This window comes from Pseudaminobacter salicylatoxidans (assembly GCF_003148475.1).
Taxonomy (GTDB): Bacteria; Pseudomonadota; Alphaproteobacteria; order Rhizobiales; family Rhizobiaceae; genus Pseudaminobacter; species Pseudaminobacter salicylatoxidans.
On record NZ_QGGG01000027.1, the window covers coordinates 14784 to 32575 of the forward strand.

Genomic DNA, 17792 nt, shown 5'->3' on the forward strand with positions numbered 1-17792 from the left:
CTCGTGTACCGGGAGGCTTGATGCCAAAGTTGCTGACCCAGGGGGTATCGTTAGAGCCGAAAAACGGCCGACAATTGATTGGAATCGTGGCCGGCTTCAAATCGGAACGGTGGCCGGTAATTGATCGGAATGCCGGCCGGCTTCAGCTCGGAATCCGCAATCGATCACCAAAGTGAGCCGCCCGCCTCCCGAGATGCGGCAGAATTCAACAGGAAGTTGCGGGCCGCTCGGGTCGAAGTCGTCGGCAATCGCCAGTTTCTGACGATCCCAGACAAGCGAGCCCCATGCGAGAACAGCGATCCTCAATCAATCTTCCTCCTCACTGCCGTCATTTTCCTCTGTTTGTCCCATTCGATATTTAACGTCGTAGTTCACAATGTAGTCAATTTCGACATCGCTCAAACCGTAGTGTACAGGGCCAATTTCAAGATCAATTGCATCCGATGCCGGCTTACACGGGGGAAATGAAAATGTCTGAAGCTCAATACGCCCCGTCTTCTTCTGGTTTCTCACCTTGATTGCCGAATTTCTTCGCAGCGAGTCGGACATTTGTTGTCCAAGCACCTCAAGGCGCGTTACTTGTGGTTCCGAAAGTCCCGTTATCTGAGTTGGAAACCGTCCAATCTCTTTAAACCCACAGTGGAACCCATCACCGTGGCATCGCCAGTACCAGTAAAACGCGTTTGAATTCAATATCGATAAAATGCTCCGACGATAGGTATTGTCGACATAGAGCTTCTTAAAATCGGGTGAAACCGTTTCAGCCTCTCCCTCTCTTTTGAAGAGAGGCGCGAAATCGACAGCTTTCACAAAGTTATTTATGATGCGGTGGATGTAGATTGGTGCGGCACCCTTATCGCGCATAAAGTAGTTGATGCTCTTTCCCGTCAGCTTCTTCAGTATGTCAATGGCTAAGGAGCTATCGATTCTCGGTATCCAGGTCACCGACGCGCTTTCAGAGACGTCCAGATAAAACAACCCTTCCATCAAATATTGGCGCTCAGCCGCAAACCATCGCTTATAGGCAGTCGTCTGCATCCGAACTCGTTTGTTTGCCAGACGATTCTCGGCAATTATTATTGCGAGCCGCTGCGCAGCTCCTTCAAAGAGCCGAGCAGGGAAGACATCAAACGACGAAGCCCAAATCGAATCCCGCTTAAACAGAAGCTCCTGGAACGATGAGGTTCGATCCGTACAAATTGCTGAAACAGGGAGAACCAACCCAGATCGACCGTTTGGAGATAGGTCAAAAGATCGCTCTCCGCACATGGCAAAAAGATTGCCGCTCGCTTCCGTTTGGTAGTTTCTAACCGAGTATGCCTTTTTTACCTTGCTGTACTCGACGTAGGGCGGGTTTCCTAGAACTATATCAAAGCCGCCCCGGCTCATGATCCCATGGAACTCTATGAACCAGTGAAACGGCTGATGCGTCTTTACCCACCCGCTCAAGTTGCCTTCAAATTGCTTCTTGACGCCGTAATCAGCAGAAAGGTGGAGATTAAGCGCAGTTTCCAGTGACGCCAATTGTTCTCGAAGTCTTATTTTGTCTTCAAGCGGAACGGGGCCGTCACCCTCTACTTGTCGTTTTCGAAACGCATCAAACGTTTGCTGAAGTTTAGCGGCATTAGCCGTGATTGTTTCCAACGAATTATCAAGATCGAGCTTGCTCGTCAGCGCCTTTTTCACATCGGCATAGGTCGCGTAGCCGACCAGCGTATTGCCGGCGCGGATGTTGAAGTCGATATCCGGCAACGGTTCGATACCGAGGTTTTCCTGCTTCTGATCGGGATCGACCTGGGCAGCAAGCTTGAGGAACAGGCGGAGCTTACAGATCTCGACCGCCTCTTCCATGATATCGACGCCGAAGAGGTTGTTCAGGATGATGCTCTTCAGCGTGAAATAGCGGGCGTTCGGGTGCGCGCCGACTTTTGCCAGTGTGGCTTTGAAGTCTTCGAACTTCTTTGGCGCGTGGCCATCAGCCGAGCGCTCAAGATCGGCAACAAAGGCTTCCATCCGGTCGAGGCACGTCTCGTAGAGCGGTTCGAGGATATTGAGCGCGGCGAACAGGAACGCGCCAGAACCGCAGGTTGGATCGAGAACGGTGACTCCCTCAATCGCGTTCCAGAAGGCGCGCAGCAGATCCGGGCCTTCGCAACGCTCGATCACGTCCTGGGCGAACTGCCGGATGTCGAGATTGAGCGTTATGAGATCGTTGATCTCGCGGACTTCGCCCGCCGCCAGTTTTGCGCGGACTTCTGCATAACGAGTGCGCCGTGCCACGACCTCACGCCAGATTTCCGTCGGCAAGCCGAAGTCGGCCGGCGCCTTCTGGTTCCATTGCGTGCGGGCCGAAACGTCTTCGACGCCAGCCGCGATCTCAGGCGGAAGCGCTTGTACTGCGCCGTGCTTGACGGCGGTGTAGATATAGCGGTCGGGATCGTCGCGCAGATGATCCCAGATCGTCGGTCCACCCGGGTTTTCGAAGGCCACCTTGCACTTGGCCCTTGCGGCGTCGAAGAGGAAAGGGATCACCGTGTTTTTCGAGATGTATTCGGTGATATCCTCCTTCGTGTAGTAGGCCCCCATTTGCTTCTGGTTGATGTATTTCTCGAAAATATAGCCGAGAACGTCCGGATTGATCTCGTTATCGTTGCGCAGCGGGCGCTCGTCGAGATGCCACTGATAGCGGTCGAAATAGGCGAAGATGCGCGTGAAGGCTTCGTCCGGGATCTTGATGTCCGGGCAGCGCTCCTCGATCGGGTGCTTTTCGAAGAGGCCACCGTTCAGATAGGGGATGCGGCCGAGGAGCTTGTCGAGCTCCGGGCTCCGTTCCCTGCCGCCAAGCCCCTCATGGAATAGGCGCAGGAGGAAATAACGATAGAAGGAATAGAATCTGTCTTGGCCATTTTCACGTTGGCAGCGAGCTAGCCTGTCGCGCAAATAATCCCGCTCACCGTTCAGAAAGCCTTTCCGCTGCATGAAATAGATGAACATCAAGCGGTTGAGCATCAGCGAGGCGTACCATTCCTTATCCGCGACCTCGGTGATGCCGCTGATGAAGCCGAGGAAGGCCGTGTGTTCCTTTGTGAACTGATCGTAGAAACGCTTTGTGACGCGCTCGACATCGAAGGCAGCGCGAGCGCGCGCCGTGACATCGACCAGCGTAAGGGTGCTCTCCTCGGCGAGTGAGAACGCAATCGCTTCCAGCTTTTGCAGGAAGCCTCTATTGCCTGATGGGGCATACCAAAAGTGCTCGGGAACCGAGGCGGGCTTGCCGGCCTCGCGCCGCGCCCAGCACCATATCTGCTCGGCACGCTTCCCGTCGATGAAGATAATCAGGTGCTCAAGTGTCGTCTTGGCGACTTGGATCTCGATTTTCTTTCGCGTGGCGCGGTCCGGGATCTGCTGGTCGACTGGCGCCTGACAAACCCAGGCAACCATCCCGCGCTTTTCGGCGACGGCTTTCAGAGCGAACGTAGCGTTCGAGGTTGCGATGGACAGGTCGGCGCTATGCCGATCCCATCCTAATTCCTCAATGAAGAGCTTTCCGAACTCGAATTGCTCCAGCAGTTTCCTGGCATCATCGGCGTTGAAGTCCATCCCCAGCCCCTTCGTCACGCCGTCAGACGCGCAAGCCCCAACGAGCAGATGATCTGCGGCTCGCCGGAGTGTTCCTCATCTTGGATCAGACAAAGCCGATCCTCCTCACGTAGCGCCAAAACCAATTCGGCCAACTTGTCATCATTGATGCCCACCTTCATCTGTCGGTTCAAGGTATCGGTCGCCGACTGGCGCAGCGGGAAACGGTAAATTTCTTCAATGGCTTTGCCGAGCTCGGGTAGATCAAACAGAGATCCTTTTACCTTGTCGGCATGGCGCTTAAGGCGTTCGTAGGTGCGGAAGCGCGCACCGGAAGGGCGACCAAGTTGCCCACCAACCTGCTTCTCCTCTGCAGCAATGTGCTCGACACCCTTTGCAACCATTGAATGGTGTTGTTCCTGCCGAGGCAAGGCGGGTGTGTTCCGCTCGCACGCCGCGATTTTCAGGATTTCGAACTGCGACTGGGTGACACTGGCGCCGTCCTGGTCGACCCAGGCAAGAGCGTCATTACCCTGTGCTGTACGCATATAGACCAGCGCGCCGTGCGGGCGCCCGTCTTGGGGCGTGTAAGCCTTCGTGGAATAGACAACGGACGGAAGCTCAGGAATCGATTTCTGCAAAGCCGGGTTCGCGTCGATCGCATTCTTCCAAATTTGATAGGCGTACGAGGCGAGATCGACCTCGGTATCTGCTTCGCCGTCCAGAATACCAGCGTTCTCGTTATAAAGATCGACAAGCTCTTCGCGTTCGCCTTCATCCTCGAAGAACGCTTCGTCGGTCCCTACGACCTCGGCATTTTCCTTCAAACGCTGGCGGACACGCGAACGCAATTGGATCAAGCGTTCGACGCCATCAGCCGGAAGAAAAGAATAGCAGAGGATTTTCTCAGCCTTCTGTCCGATGCGATCAACACGGCCCGCACGCTGAATGAGACGGATAATCGCCCAAGGCAGGTCGTAGTTCACCAGAATCGCACCGTCCTGAAGATTCTGGCCTTCACTGAGTACATCGGTAGCGATCAGGACACGCAACTCTTCGTCGGGCTTAATTTTGTCGCGCTTGTTGTTGCTACCGGGGCTGAAACGCCACGCAAAGCTGGTCGGATCCGATGTTTCGCCCGACACCGCGGCGATCGACTTGAGGCCTTTTGCCTTCAACTGTCGCTCGAGATAGCGAACCGTGTCGGCAAATTGCGAGAAGATCATGATCTTCTCATTGGGATGCTTCTTGGTCAGCAGGTCGAATAGAGACGCGAGCTTGGTGTCCTTCGACGGATCCCATTGGCCGCAATCGTCAATGATCTTCAGGAGCCGTGCGCTGTCGGTTGCCAGATCCTTTTTCAGCTGAGCCACAAAAAGGTCGGCACGAAGCCACTTGAACCGCTTCCTGTATTGGGTGGCGTAGAGCCCATACGTTTCCGCCGCCTGCGCTCGAAAGGCCGCCTCGTCGCGCAAGTCGAGTGCTTCGGCGTCCTGAGTATTCTCATCTTCGCCTTCTGCGAACAGCTCGGCATCGGCACTCTGATCGTCGACATCCTCGTCGTAATTCGCGGTATCTAAGAGTCCGGCATCCTGCGTACCAAGTGGTAAAGGAAGTTCGTTCTCGATGGCATGTAGGAAGATGTAGTTTCTCAGGACGTGGCGCTCTAGCGATTGCTGGAACGCCTCACCACTACTTTCCAAGCGCTTGAACAGGTTGGTGCGACAAAAACCCATGAGGCGCTTGCCCGCACGGGAAAGGTCGTCAAGTTGCTTCGCTTCATTCGGCGTCGGTGGCTTGTGCGGCTTCGGCGCGACATAGTTGCCCAGGCCGTAGCGCGGCAGATGCATAAGATTGATCGCGTCCACGACCGGCGCGGCGTAAAGCTTCGCGTATTGATCGCCGGTGTCTTTGTCGTTGATATTAAGCCGAAGAGTACGCGGCACACGCTCGGGGAAATAGGAACGCGAACCGTCTTCGAACGTTAGGAACTTGCGACCGTTGGCGGGATCGATCTGAGCATAGTTGTCCTGAATAAACGTTCGCGTGCGACGAACCATGTAGAGGCGCATCAACTCCCGCCAATCATCAGCGTGATCGCTTTTCTCGAAAGCCGCGAGGGATCTGACGGGGCATTGGTGGCGCCGAATGAATTCCGTTTCCCCGATGTCTTGCAACAGTCGTTCCGGACGAACGCCGATGTCCTGTTCCTCGGGGACGAAAAGACGAAGCTGGTTGGAAAGATCGCCGTAGGTCTTGTTGTACGGTGTCGCTGACAGGAGGATGCAGCGGCTTTCGTTTTCCTGCAAATACTCCTGGATCGCTCGATATCTTCGTCCCTCATGGTTGCGAAGATTATGGCTTTCGTCGATCAGGACGACGCGATATCGCCGAAGATCGGGCAGTTCTCGCGTAACCCGCGTGACCGAGAGCACTTTTGCAAGGAGACGGTATTCAGCAACATAATCCTCCCACATCTTGACCAGATTCTTCGGGCAAATGATGAGTGTTTCTGTGAAGTGATCGTCCTGAAATATCTTGGCGAGCGCAGTAGCCATCAATGTCTTGCCCAAGCCAACAACGTCGCCGATGAGGACTCCACCGCGTTTGTTCAGATGATGAGCGGCGATTTTGACTGCGGCCTCTTGATAAGCGAAAAGCCGTTTTCCAAACTCCGGTGGTATTCGAAATTCATTGAGTCCTGCGCGCGCTTCCTGCGCCAGATGGTAGGCCATCTTGACGTAAATCATGTAAGGATCGAGCGGCTCCTCTCGCGCCCAACTGTCCTCGATGACCTCGATCAGTTCCTCCGTGATATCGATGCACCAGCGGTCCGACCAACGGTCATCGAACCATTTGGCGAGTTTCTCCGTGGCGTCGTGATCGAGAACGTCGACGTTCAGCTCACCCTGCTTCGAAAGGCCGGAGAGAGTAAGATTGCTGCTACCTAGAAAGCCGGTTATCGGGTTGTTCGGATCTGGCCTAAAAAGGAGATAGAGCTTCGCGTGCAGGGGATGTTTCAGGAACAACCGAACCGTGACCTGCTTCGATTTCAATTGACTAGCAAGCCGCCGCAACCCGGCCTCATCGGCGTTATTTGGCATGCCCAAGGTTAGCTGAACACGGAAGTCTTCCGCCAATCTTCTCTTCAGTCGAAGTGCCGACTGGTTGTCGAGCGTATGATCTTCCTTACCGGTTCCGAGCCCAATCCGCAGTTCCTCTTGCGGAAGACGTTGCATTCCCACAAGTAGGCGACATTGGCTTCCTTCTCCGCCTGGCCATGCAGAAACTAAATCATCTACCGATTTCCAGCCTCGCAGATTGAAGTAGCCAACACAGAAGTCTCCCCGCTCGGATATCGAAAGCGTCTGTCGAAGTGCGGGAAGAAGACCCGATTCGATGTTGTCAAAAATACGCGGCATCAAGCATCTCCAGCGCTCTCATCGCGCGTATTCTGGCCCTTAGTGAGCCTCTCGATCTCATCCTTTCGGAAACGCCAAGCGCCTCCGACCTTGAACCCGGGGAGTTTCCCTTCTGCCGCGAGACGGTAGGCCGTCTTCTCATTGATCTTGAGGTACTCGGCGACCTCTCGGATCGTCAGGATGTCGTTGCTCATTGGCGTGATAGCCCCCCCGAGGAGCAGAACTGGGAAAATGGAGGAAAATTACGGAAACCGCAAGCAGGAGCGAGCGCGACTTCGAACGGCAACCGTAGGGAACGCCGCGAAGTAAGGGCAATCGTTCATGAGCCTCCCCTTGCTCGAACCCACAGTCTTCCATTTCCCGCCGATCAGGCTACCAATTCAACATCGATCTGGGCGACCACAGACTGCCCACGTTTCCCTTCGATGAAATACTCCGTCAGGCGCCAAAAGATGTCCGCGTCCGCTTCCTCATTGCACTCCCAGCTCGTCGCATCCACGACGCGCTGCGCGAAGGGATGGGAGCCGGTTTGCGGACGGGCCTTGTCCCTGAAGGCGGTCTTCAATTTCGACGCAAGTTTCAGCTTATTAAAATCAGCATCGATGACGCCTGTTTCGGTAAGCTGCTCGATCCGCCCTTCTGCAACGGCAACGATAAGCGGCAAGTCGCCCTTGTAGGCGATCAGCACCTTGGCAGACTTGAACCGCAGTCCGGCCCATTGGGGTAGCGCCGCCACGCCACCCATCACCTCATGAAACAGCTTCCGGCTGACAACATGAATGGTCGCCTCGTCCGGGCTGACCAGGATAAAGCGGTCCTTGATCGTGTCGTAATCCGCCATCAGCACCACGGCTCCCGTCGCCCGCTCCATGTGCGGGCCAGGCCTTCCCGCACAAGCATGTCGCCGGCGTCCTGACCGTTGACCCGAACGCCCGCCAAGGTGCGTCCATAGCGATCAGTATCCTGCCGCTGGATCTCCACCTTGCCATCCTGGAGGATGGAAGCAAGCCGTTGCTTGGACTGCTGCGCCAGGTCGGATTCGAAGCGGCATTTCCCCTCGATCTCCGGCGCGTCGATATTGAAGATCCGCACGGATTCGCCGCCGCGGCTCCCGACGCGGAACGTGTCTCCGTCCCAGATGCGGATTTCTGTCGGCTCGCACTGCACGGCGCAGAGCATGATGGTGACGATGATATGGCTGTTCATTGGCCTGCTGTCTTCGGCTCCGTGTTGTGGGATTTGATACCGGACAGATCGATCCGGATGCTCGCCTTGTTCGGGTCTTCGTCCTTGAACGGGGGTTCTGAAGGCCCCTCGCCTACCTCAGTCTCTGCCGACTGCTCGCCCTCGGCCTCCTGAGCCTCGGCCGCCTCCGGCTCCGCAACCTTCACGTCTTCGGGATCGTCGGCATAGAACACGCGCTCCCCCTCGAAGATGCCGGTGCCATAAGCCCATATCGCGTCATCGAACGCCTCCGGCCGGGGATTGCCGTACCACTTCGTGACGATGCGGTAGACCTTGCCGAACAGAGCCGTGCCCCTGCGGAGATTTTCGCAAGGGTCGAACAGGTCGATGCTCAGCTCGCTCTTGTCGGCAACACCGAGGCCGGCCGGATACTGCGTCAGCCCGACGCGAACCACAGCCTGGCCCACATGCTGTTGCGTCAGCGCCAAGGCTTCTTCGGCCGTGGCCGGCTTGGGAACAGCGAACGTCCGCTGGCCGCTCTTCACCGTGACCGTCAGATGATCGGCGGCGCCGACTTCCTCGACAAATTTCTGAACGATCTCGACGCTCAAGCGCGGATCGGCACATTGTTGAATCAAAGCCGCGTCGATCATGCCCGCTCCTTTCTCAAGTATTGAAGGCCATCACCAGCGGAAGGCCGAACAGCGAGGCCCACGCCTCTGCGCTCGCCTTCTGGATTGCGACAATATTGGTGTTTCCGATCCACCAGCCGTTGCCTGTGGCAACGATCACATCGGGGTCATGCAACATGGATTGCAGGACCGGCCAGATGATCAATTGTTCGTAGCAGATGAGCGGCGCCACGCGAAAGCCCGCGAACTCAACAACCGGATTGGCAAAGAAATGCGCGTGCGCGCCTCCGCCCTCGCCCGTCAAAGCCAGCCAGGGCTGCCACATCGATGCCGGGACCGGCATTCTCTCTTTATAGAGGATCCGCGAACCTTCCGGCGCGATCTCCATCATCACATTGTCATAGCCGATCGGATCGATGACGGCCGCACCGCCATTGACCTTGACCTCGACGCCCGCCAGTTCGCGGAGCCAAAGCCGCTCGGTGGTCCGGCTCCAAAGGCCAAGGGCGCTTTCAGGCAGGACCACGGCCTTTGCTCCCTGCCCTACAGCCTCTTTCACCAGGGCGATTGTCTCAAGATGCTGCGCGTAATCGGCATATTGCCCGGCCGCCGTGAACTTGAACCCGGTGTTGATCCCTGCCCACCCTTTCGGTACTGCTGGTGGCGTCCACGTTGCAGTGGACCAAGCGTAAAATCCTCCCAGGACGAACGCGGCGATCGGCCAGGCTCTCGTCGTCATGACGAGCAGGCCGATCGCAGTTGCTGCCAATCCGAACCATCCCCACCCTGGAAACAAGATTCCGGCCGCCGTGATCGGGCTTGCCCATCCGGTGATGCCGAAGGGCGGGATGCTCATGAGGATGGCCGCGATCGCGTAGCGCAGCGGCCGATGCCAACCGCCCCTGGCTGTCCAGAGCGCGGCATGGACCGCAACGAAGAGGATCGATGCGGCAATCCAGAACGCAAGCCCGATGGCGAGCTGTTCGCCAAAGAAAATCGACGTTCCGACCGGAAGGCCGCGCGCGGCGCCCAGGAAGTGGGCGGCCGCCACAAGCGCCGCGACGGTTCGCGAGGGCGCGAATGCCCAAAGTGCTGGAAATGCAACGCCAACCGGGAATGCCAGGGCATGGCCGCTCCACCCGACGGCGCCGGTGATGATGCCACCGGCGACGAAAGCAGCGCCAACGGCGATGCTACGGGGTGAAGGTGAGAATTTCTCGCGCGAGGCCAAGCGCGCCGGACGTGGGGATTGGGCCGAAATATCTTGAATCATAAGAACCAACAAAATCCGAATGCAGGAACACTGTGCCCTCGCTGACCCTGCCTCCGGCAAAGATCGGCATGGCGCGACCTTCAGCGTCAGCCTTGAGGACACGCGAGGACGACAAAGGCTTGCCATCAACGAGAACCTGGCCGTCGATCTCGACCGCCTGACCGGCGACTGCCGCAACCGTCTTGATGAGCGGCCCGCTCCCGGAGGGGCAAAGACCGCGGGGCAGATAATGCCGCTCCAGCGCAAGTGCTGCGGCCGCGCCCTGGGGCGGGCATATGAATATGCGGTCCCCTGCCCTGATCTCCCGGTTCAATGGCTCGATCTGCCAAAGCCCGAGGGGATAGGATGGGGTGAAGTTGATCCGGTAGCCGCCGAACGCAAACGCGCTGGCAATGCCACCGATCAGAAGCGCGCCGGCGCCGATAATCGCAAGGGCGTTGCGCCGTCTGCTCATCGGGTCATGCCCGGGTTGCGAGACTGCGTTTGCGTGCGGGCCTGTTGCTGCTGCAGATCCTTTTCATGGGCGGCAAGCTTCTGCGCTGCGTTGAATATCGGCCATGCGCTGGCGAGTTTCGCGTGATCGCCGGGCGCGACCTTGGCAGCGGCGGCATCGAACGATTTGCCCTTGGGCTCCGCACCGCCCCTGAACGCCCGATTGCCGAACTTTTTGTCGAGGCTTTTGTTGAGGTCATCGATCTCGGCCTTGATCATCTTGTCGGCTAGGGCAAAGCCCATTGCCGAATGAATATCGTTGCGGTCGATCGCGTCGCGGACACGCTCGAGAACGCGCTCGGCCGAACTGGAAATTGCCGGTATGTCGATGCGCTGGCGGTCACGTTCGCGGCTCAATTCCACCGTCCGGAGATCCGCGATCTCAGCTCGCAGGCGAATATAATCCTGCATGGATTTGCGCAGCGGCGCGACATTGCCGACGGCGCGCTGCCGTTCGGCCTTGGCCGCCCCTGACGCCAGCAAGCCGGTTTTGCCGCGTAGCGCGCCATAAGCTTCGGGATTGTTGGCGAGCTGGTCGTGAATACGGCTCTGCTCGGCCTTGGCGGCTGAGTCATTGCCATTGAGGGCTGGCGTTAGATTCATCGCCTTCATCGCCTCCTCGGGCTTCTCATAGATCAGCTTCATGCGGTCGTTGATGTCAGTCCAATGGACTGTCAGGGTCGCGTCACCTTGCACTTTAGCCTCCACTGCTTGGCTGATGGATTGTGCCCAGGTCGCGACACCGCGCAACCAAGGCTGAGTTTGAGCGGCCGGTATGGAACGGGCGGACTGGTTGCGGCCGAACCGCTCGATGAAGCTGGCGAGTTTCGCGCCGGCGGCGGCCAGGCGCGCGCGCTGATCCTTGATCCAACGCGCATGATTTTTCGCCAGCGCCGTTGCCACGCGGATGCCGTAGAGCCCGCGATTGTTCGCATAGGCCAAGGCCTGGTCGTAGAGCTTGGACCCGGCGTAATCGAGCGTCGTCCCTTTCGCTCCTGATCGGGATAGGCGCGTGACAAGAGCATGAAACACTTGCGACGGCTGCTCCTTCGAGGTGCTATCCTGCCGCGCTGTCCGTTGCTCGGCCGTCTCGATCCTGACAGCGGTCCAGACGTTGCGCTCAACGGTCCGCTCTTCAAGCCGGGTCGCTCCGGTGGCTTCGTTCACAACCGGCACCAGCGTTTTGACGTCCTCGGTCCCGTCTCGGCGCAAGGTAACGGTATCGCCAATGGATGCTCCCGCCTCCTCGAGTGCCTTCGGTATCTTGACGCCCCATAGCCGATGCACCGTTCCATCGGCCGCCTTGAGGTCGGCATAGGGTGTCGGCTCAACGTCCTCACGATCGCGGAATTTCGCCTCTCCTGCCTCGACCAGCTCGCCGGTCACACCGGCGGCATGATCGATGCGCCCCGGCTTGGCGAACATGGCGGCCGCCCCGATCCGCTGTGCAACCGGATCGGTTTCCTGCACGATTGCCGCCGTCCAGACATTCCGCTCGACAGCACGTTCCTCGAAATGCTTCTTGCCCGACGCTTCATCGATCACGGGAACCTTGACGATGACCTGCTCGGTGCCATCCTTGCGAAGCGTGACCACATCGCCAATGGATGCTCCGGACTGCTCGACGCCTTTGGGAAGGCTGACACCCCACAGGCGATGCGTGGATCCGTTCCGGTCCTGAAGATCCACGTAGGGCGACGGCGCCACGTCCTCTCCCTCGCGGAATTTCGCCATTCCTGCATCGACCATCTTGCCGGTGATGCCGGCCATATGATCGACGCGCGAATACCGCTTGAACTCGTCGGCTGACGCATACAGCTCGACACTCTCCCGATGACGGGTAAGCGCCACATAGGAAAGGTGGCGGTCGAACATCGACGAGGCCAGAACCTTGACGCGATCGACGGTCGCGCCCTGGCTCTTGTGTACGGTCGTCGCGTAGCCGTGGTCGACATTCGCATAGAACCGCTGATCGATCTCGACCTTGCGTGAACTGCCGGGGCCACGCCCCCCCTCGCCAACTTCAACGACGATACGGCCCTTCCCGGCGTCCACCACGCGCCCGATCATGCCGTTCATGACGCCAAGGGAGCCTTCGTTCTTCAGGAATACGACCTGATCGCCAGCTGCGAAATTGCGCGCACCTTCGGCGGTCCGGAATTCATGACCCTCGGAAAGCTGACCGAGCTCGATAAGAGCGGAACGCGCAAGATCATTGAGTGCCCGCACGTCGCGCCGCATGTAGGCAAGGATCAGGCTCGAACGGTTCGGGTCGTAGTCCGCCACCCAATCCTTCACGAGCGCGGCAATCGCCTCGTCCTTTGTGGCCGTCTCGATGACATGGCCGCGATCGTTGTAGGCAGTCAATGCCGTTTCCACGTCGCCGCGCGCGAGGCTCATGGAAGCTTCCCGCATCCAGTCCTCGAACTGGCGATAGATCGTTTCCAGTTCGGCATAGCCGGTGATGTTGGAAAGCGAGGCAAAGGCGCCGCCCGCCTCGATCGGCTGCAACTGACCGGCGTCACCGACCAGTACGAGTTTTGCTCCGGAACGGGAAACCTCGGAAACGAAATCTGCCATCTGACGAGAGGCAACCATGCCCGCCTCGTCCATGACAAAGATGGTCTTGTCGTCCAGGTGAAGCCGATCGCGCTGCCACTGCAATTGCCATGAGGCCAGTGTCCGGCTCTCGATACCGGCCTCTTTCTCAAGACCTTCGGCAGCCTTACCAGCGAGCGCCCCGCCCACCACTTTGAAGCCCTCCGCCTCCCATATCTCGCGGGCCGCTTTCATCATCGTGGTTTTACCGGCGCCGGCGTGGCCGACCACCATGGCAAGACGCTCATTGCCCGTGATGCGCTCAATCGCGATCCGCTGCTCGTCGGAAATACGGCTCTGCGCAGCCAGCACCTCGTTGCGGACTGTGGCAGAAACACCGAACCGGCCCCGGCTAGAAAGCACCTCGGCGTGGGACGCCATTTCCGATTCAACGCGGATCATCTCCCGCGTTGAATAACGGTTCGGCAGAACTTCCCCTGTCGCGAAGTCAACGCCCTCCGCCTCGATCATCGCAAGCTCCGGGCTCGCCATGATCTGCGCCATGAGGTTCTGAAACTCGCCCACGTCGTCAACATAGCGATGAAGATGTTTCGCAATGTCGCGTTCATCGAAAACACTCCGGTCACGCGAAACGGCATCGATGACGATCTCCGGCTTGGCCGCGATCCGCTCGGCATTCTCCCGCCGTGTTGCCGCATGCAGCATCAGACGCTCAAGCTTCGCCTCGCGCCCTTCTGCTTCGGCCTCCCTCTGTATTGCCTTGCTGGCAACACCGATATGCGAGGTTGGCGCAAGCTCTATGCCGCGCTCGGCATAGGACCGCCCATCGACGCGAACGTCATGGCCGTTCAATTCCAGATGCTTGTTCTGCGCCGCGTACCACGCTTCGCGTAATGCGAGGAAATCGGTCTTATCCCCGGCCCATAGTTTGTAAACAATCTGGCCGTTCTTTGAACGCAGGGGCCTGCCGTTCTCGTCCAGCACGGCCACCTTCTTGCCACCGAAACCGTCATGGGTGAGCGGCCGAAGATTCGTCATCAGATGCACATGCGGATTGCCCGGTGCATCGTGATAGACCCAATCGGCAATCAGCCCCCGCTTCGATATCTGTCCGGTAACAAAGTCGCGCATCAAAGCGACATTCTGTTCCGTCGTCAGCTCGATCGGCAATGCCATGATGAACTCTTTGGCAAGCTGCGCATCCTTGCGAACCTCGAACGCCTCCACCTTGTTCCAGAACGCCTCGGCGCTCCCGGCCGCTGTCCGATCCGCAATTATGGCCTTTGCCCACTCGGGGGCATCCTCCGGCAGCACGAACTCGTCATGTACCATGCCGGACTTGTTGGAAAAGTCCGCTATCCGGTCCTCGCGTTCATTCTCCATACGAGCACAATGGCGATACGCCGCAGCCGCGACAGCCGAGCGGCCTTCGCCCCGGCTGATCAGTTGTGGCGTAAAGTGCGTGATCGCCAAAGAGCGAACCTCCGGTGAGCAAAGCGCCCCAACAAAGGGCGCTTTCTGAGCGACGTTGCGAAGCAACGTATTACTGCGCTGTTAATCACAGACCAAAACATGTACCGGCAAGCCGGTGCTTTGTAAAGTTGCCGCCTATCGGCGGGAAGGGGTTGCCTCTCGCAAACCCATGAGGCAAAACAGAACGGCAACAACAACTTGGAGACATCAACGAATGGCAAGGAAGGCAAAAACCCCGGCACAGATCAAAGCCGAAATGGAGCGCCTGAAACAGGAGCTCAAAGAGGCAGAAGCAAAAGAGGCTGATCGCCTGGGAGCACTGGCCATCAAGGCGGGGCTTCATGAGATCGAAGCGAGTGACGCCGATCTTGTGAAGGCCATGAAGGAAGTGGCTGCCCGATTTCAGACCGCGCGCGCACAGCCCGGTAAAACGGCTTAGCGCCCGGATCGCCAGGACGGAGCGGCAGTTGCAATCAGCGACCAGCGACGAGCGGAAGAAAGACACGCGTGAGAAAATCCAGCTTGGCGGCCTGGTCGTTAAAGCCGGTCTTCGCGATGTCGATAAAGCCGTTATCCTCGGCGCGCTTCTTGAAGCCGCCGAACGGCTGAACGACGAAACGGAGCGGGCGCGATTTGCCGCTCGCGGCAAGGAGGCATTCGAGAATGGAAGCAAAGAAGCTGGCGCTGATGAGCGCCCCGATCGCGGTAATGCTGGCAATCCTGTTCGCGATGAACGGGATTGAGACCTGGGTGGCCGGATTCGGCAAGACGCCGGAATCCTATCAGACGCTCGGACGCATCGGATTGGCCCTCCCCTATGTGACGGCGGCTGCCTTCGGCATCATCTTCCTGCTTGCGACACGAGGATCATTGGCAATTCAGTCGGCAGGCCTTGGCGTCCTCTTGGGCGGCGCGGCCGTCGCTGCAATTGGTATGATTGGCGAAACAACGCGCATCATGTCCATGATCGATTGGGTGCCCGATGGACAGATTGGCAACTACCTCGACCTTTACACCTTGGGCGGCTCCGCTGTCGCGCTCGGCTCCGCACTGTTCGGCCTCAAGGTCGCTATGCGAGGCAATATGGCGTTCGGCTCAACCGGCCCGAAACGGCTGAGTGGAGCCCGCGCCGTTCATGGCGCCAATGACTGGATGAGTGATGCGCAGGCGGCAAAACTGTTCCCGGCGTCGGGCGGCATTGTCGTTGGCGAGAACTATCGCCCCGACAAGGATACTGTCGGCCAGGTCGGCTTTGATCCCCGCCGAAAGGACACCTGGGGCAAGGGCGGGAAAGCGCCCCTGCTCTGCTTTGATGCCGGGTTCGGCTCCACCCATGGGCTCGTCTTCGCCGGATCGGGCGGCTTCAAGACGACATCGGTTGTGATCCCGACCGCGCTCAAATTCAAAGGGACACTGATCGTCCTCGATCCCTCGACCGAGATCGCGCCAATGGTCACTGCGCACCGGCGCAGCAATTACCAGCGCGTGTTCACGCTCGACCCCCGGAAACCCGAAGTCGGGTTCAACGTCCTCGACTGGATCGGGCAACACGGCAACTCGCCCGAGGAAGATATCGCCTCCGTCGCGGCATGGTTGATGAGCGAAAAGCCGCGTGTCAGTTCCGGCTCCGATGACTTTTTCCGCACCACGGCCGAACAGCTCATAACCGCGATCATCGCGGACGTGATGCTGAGTGAAGAGCCCTTGGAAGATGACGACGAGGACGAGGAAGACGACGAGCTGCGCACTGGCGAAAAATCGCTGCGCATGGTTCGCAAGCGGCTCGCCCAACCGGAAAAGACCCTGCAGAAGAAACTCGAAAAGATTCACAGAAACACCTCCTCCCGCTTCGTGCGGGAGAACGTTGCCCCCTTCATCAACATGACCGAACAGACGTTCTCCGGGGTCTATGCGACTGCTACCAAGGAGACACATTGGTTGTCCTACGACAACTATGCGGCTCTCGTATCCGGCGCCACCTTCAAGACCGAAGACATTGCCGACGGTGCGCACACCATCTTCATCAACATCGACCTATCGACCCTCGAAAATCATCCGGGCATGGCCCGTGTGATTATCGGTGCGTTCCTCAAGGCCGTCTACAATCGCAATGGCGACATCAACGAACGCGCCCTCTTCCTCCTCGATGAGGCCGCGCGCCTTGGCTACATGCGGATCATCGAAACGGCCCGCGATGCGGGCCGGAAGTACGGCATTACCCTGTTGATGCTGTTCCAGTCCCTCGGCCAGATGCGCGAAGCATTTGGCGGACGCGATGCGACCAGCAAATGGTTCGAATCCGCATCCTGGGTCTCCTTCTCGGCCGTCAATGACACGGACACCGCCGATTACATTTCCAAGCGCTGCGGCCAGACGACAATCGAAGTCGATCAAGTCAGCCGCAACACCAATGGCGGGCGAACTGGTCGATCGCGCTCCAAGCAACTGACACAACGCGCGTTGATCCTGCCCTATGAGGTCACGCAAATGCGGACCGACGAGCAGATCATTTTCACCAGCGGCAACCCGCCGATCCGCTGCGGCCGGTCGATCTATTTCCGCCGTCAGGAAATGGCCTCGAGGGTCGGTGCGTCCAATTTCTCCCCAAAGTCAAAGGCGGACGCTGGCGCGTAAGCGGAAGCCGCCCCATTGCGGTTTACCACAGGTTACGGCCTTCTCTTCGGCGCAATTTGGATAAGCGCGTTCAGGCCTCCACCTGCTCCGCCCGGTTCTAAGTAGGAACCGGGCTCCGGCCCTCCGGGCTGGAAAACCGCAAAGGGCCGGAAGCCCGTTTGTTTGAGCCGCCCTAGCGGGGCGGCTCGGCGCTGAACAGCGCGTCAAATACGGCCTTTTCCGCCGCGTGCTGCACCATAGCCTGCTCCAGCTCGGCCGCGATCTGCTGCCGCTCGCCGGCGTCCAGCGATGCCGCCAGCTCTGCGCGAAGTTCCTGAATGTGATCGTAGGTCGTCATTGCCTTGCTCCTTTGATTGAAAACAAAGGTTCGGCGCCAAGGTGAAGGGCTTGAGTCAATGACCGCCCCTGGGCGGCCCGAAGGGCAGATGGGGGAGCCGATTTGCGAAGCAAATTGATGATGTGGACGGCCCTCCGAACCCGTCGCGCGAGATGCTAAGATCATTCTGCGCAACTCAGAGAAGGAACCGTGTCATGACTTTCGAG

General features: G+C 58.5%; 13 protein-coding genes and 2 pseudogenes. 3 read left to right on the forward strand and 12 right to left on the reverse strand.

The window, feature by feature from the left end:
- Positions 1-96 precede the first annotated feature (96 nt).
- From C7441_RS24205 to traA, 11 genes and pseudogenes are all read right to left on the reverse strand, one after another.
- Positions 97-306 carry a hypothetical protein gene (locus tag C7441_RS24205; protein ID WP_170125241.1) on the reverse strand — a complete coding sequence of 70 codons (210 nt, stop codon included), beginning with the start codon at positions 304-306 and terminating at the stop codon, positions 97-99.
- Positions 307-3600 (reverse strand): Eco57I restriction-modification methylase domain-containing protein, encoded by a 3294-nt coding sequence (locus C7441_RS23020; protein WP_109614888.1) that lies wholly within the window; start codon positions 3598-3600, stop codon positions 307-309.
- 14 nt (positions 3601-3614) lie between these two features.
- Positions 3615-7001, reverse strand: coding sequence for a helicase-related protein (locus tag C7441_RS23025; RefSeq protein ID WP_109614875.1), 3387 nt, complete (start codon positions 6999-7001; stop codon positions 3615-3617).
- On the reverse strand, positions 7001-7195 hold the full coding sequence (locus C7441_RS23030; RefSeq protein ID WP_109614876.1) for a helix-turn-helix domain-containing protein: 195 nt from the start codon (positions 7193-7195) through the stop codon (positions 7001-7003). The genes C7441_RS23025 and C7441_RS23030 overlap by 1 nt, the downstream gene beginning before the upstream one ends.
- Before the next feature lie 173 nt (positions 7196-7368).
- Positions 7369-7842, reverse strand: a complete 474-nt coding sequence (locus C7441_RS23035) for a hypothetical protein (protein WP_146201558.1) — start codon at positions 7840-7842, stop codon at positions 7369-7371.
- Entirely contained in the window at positions 7842-8207 is a 366-nt protein-coding gene (locus tag C7441_RS23040; RefSeq protein ID WP_109614878.1) for a thermonuclease family protein, read from the reverse strand. The genes C7441_RS23035 and C7441_RS23040 overlap by 1 nt, the downstream gene beginning before the upstream one ends.
- Positions 8204-8839: a TraH family protein gene (locus C7441_RS23045; RefSeq protein WP_109614879.1), complete on the reverse strand. Its 636-nt coding sequence runs from the start codon at positions 8837-8839 to the stop codon at positions 8204-8206. The genes C7441_RS23040 and C7441_RS23045 overlap by 4 nt, the downstream gene beginning before the upstream one ends.
- A gap of 13 nt (positions 8840-8852) precedes the next feature.
- Positions 8853-10049, reverse strand: coding sequence for a conjugal transfer protein TraB (locus tag C7441_RS23050; protein ID WP_244916238.1), 1197 nt, complete (start codon positions 10047-10049; stop codon positions 8853-8855).
- Positions 10012-10545 (reverse strand): conjugative transfer signal peptidase TraF, encoded by a 534-nt coding sequence (gene traF / locus C7441_RS23055; protein ID WP_109614881.1) that lies wholly within the window; start codon positions 10543-10545, stop codon positions 10012-10014. Before traF ends, C7441_RS23050 begins: the two co-directional genes overlap by 38 nt.
- On the reverse strand, positions 10542-12353 hold the full coding sequence (locus tag C7441_RS24660) for a BID domain-containing protein (protein WP_425326607.1): 1812 nt from the start codon (positions 12351-12353) through the stop codon (positions 10542-10544). Before C7441_RS24660 ends, traF begins: the two co-directional genes overlap by 4 nt.
- An 18-nt stretch (positions 12354-12371) precedes the next feature.
- A pseudogene (traA, locus tag C7441_RS24665) lies at positions 12372-14615 on the reverse strand (Ti-type conjugative transfer relaxase TraA); the annotation flags it as partial.
- A gap of 214 nt (positions 14616-14829) precedes the next feature.
- Between traA and C7441_RS23065 the strand changes: the two are divergent.
- The 3 genes and pseudogenes from C7441_RS23065 (at position 14830) to traG (ending at position 17249) form a co-directional block, all read left to right on the forward strand.
- Positions 14830-15054 carry a TraC family protein gene (locus C7441_RS23065; protein ID WP_109614883.1) on the forward strand — a complete coding sequence of 75 codons (225 nt, stop codon included), beginning with the start codon at positions 14830-14832 and terminating at the stop codon, positions 15052-15054.
- Positions 15055-15082: 28 nt separating this feature from the next.
- Positions 15083-15280 (forward strand): annotated as a pseudogene (locus tag C7441_RS23070) (conjugal transfer protein TraD); the annotation flags it as partial.
- A complete protein-coding gene (traG, locus tag C7441_RS23075) occupies positions 15279-17249 on the forward strand; it encodes a Ti-type conjugative transfer system protein TraG (protein ID WP_109614885.1) in 1971 nt (656 codons plus the stop codon). The pseudogene C7441_RS23070 and the gene traG, both read left to right, overlap by 2 nt.
- Before the next feature lie 172 nt (positions 17250-17421).
- On the opposite strand, the gene C7441_RS24210 is transcribed toward traG, so the two are convergent.
- The gene (locus C7441_RS24210; protein WP_170125242.1) at positions 17422-17586 is read right to left on the reverse strand and encodes a hypothetical protein; all 165 of its coding nucleotides are present in this window, start codon (positions 17584-17586) and stop codon (positions 17422-17424) included.
- Positions 17587-17792: the final 206 nt, after the last annotated feature.

Bases quoted from the DNA above. Each gene is read 5' to 3' on its own strand.
- C7441_RS23030 (WP_109614876.1), bottom strand. From the start codon at position 7,195: ATGAGCAACGACATCCTGACGATCCGAGAGGTCGCCGAGTACCTCAAG.
- C7441_RS23025 (WP_109614875.1), bottom strand. From the start codon at position 7,001: ATGCCGCGTATTTTTGACAACATCGAATCGGGTCTTCTTCCCGCACTT.
- C7441_RS23045 (WP_109614879.1), bottom strand. From the start codon at position 8,839: ATGATCGACGCGGCTTTGATTCAACAATGTGCCGATCCGCGCTTGAGC.
- C7441_RS23020 (WP_109614888.1), bottom strand. From the start codon at position 3,600: ATGGACTTCAACGCCGATGATGCCAGGAAACTGCTGGAGCAATTCGAG.
- traG (WP_109614885.1), top strand. From the start codon at position 15,279: ATGGAAGCAAAGAAGCTGGCGCTGATGAGCGCCCCGATCGCGGTAATG.
- C7441_RS24210 (WP_170125242.1), bottom strand. From the start codon at position 17,586: ATGACGACCTACGATCACATTCAGGAACTTCGCGCAGAGCTGGCGGCA.
- C7441_RS23040 (WP_109614878.1), bottom strand. From the start codon at position 8,207: ATGAACAGCCATATCATCGTCACCATCATGCTCTGCGCCGTGCAGTGC.
- C7441_RS23035 (WP_146201558.1), bottom strand. From the start codon at position 7,842: ATGGCGGATTACGACACGATCAAGGACCGCTTTATCCTGGTCAGCCCG.
- C7441_RS24660 (WP_425326607.1), bottom strand. From the start codon at position 12,353: ATGGCCGGCATCACCGGCAAGATGGTCGATGCAGGAATGGCGAAATTC.
- traF (WP_109614881.1), bottom strand. From the start codon at position 10,545: ATGAGCAGACGGCGCAACGCCCTTGCGATTATCGGCGCCGGCGCGCTT.
- C7441_RS23065 (WP_109614883.1), top strand. From the start codon at position 14,830: ATGGCAAGGAAGGCAAAAACCCCGGCACAGATCAAAGCCGAAATGGAG.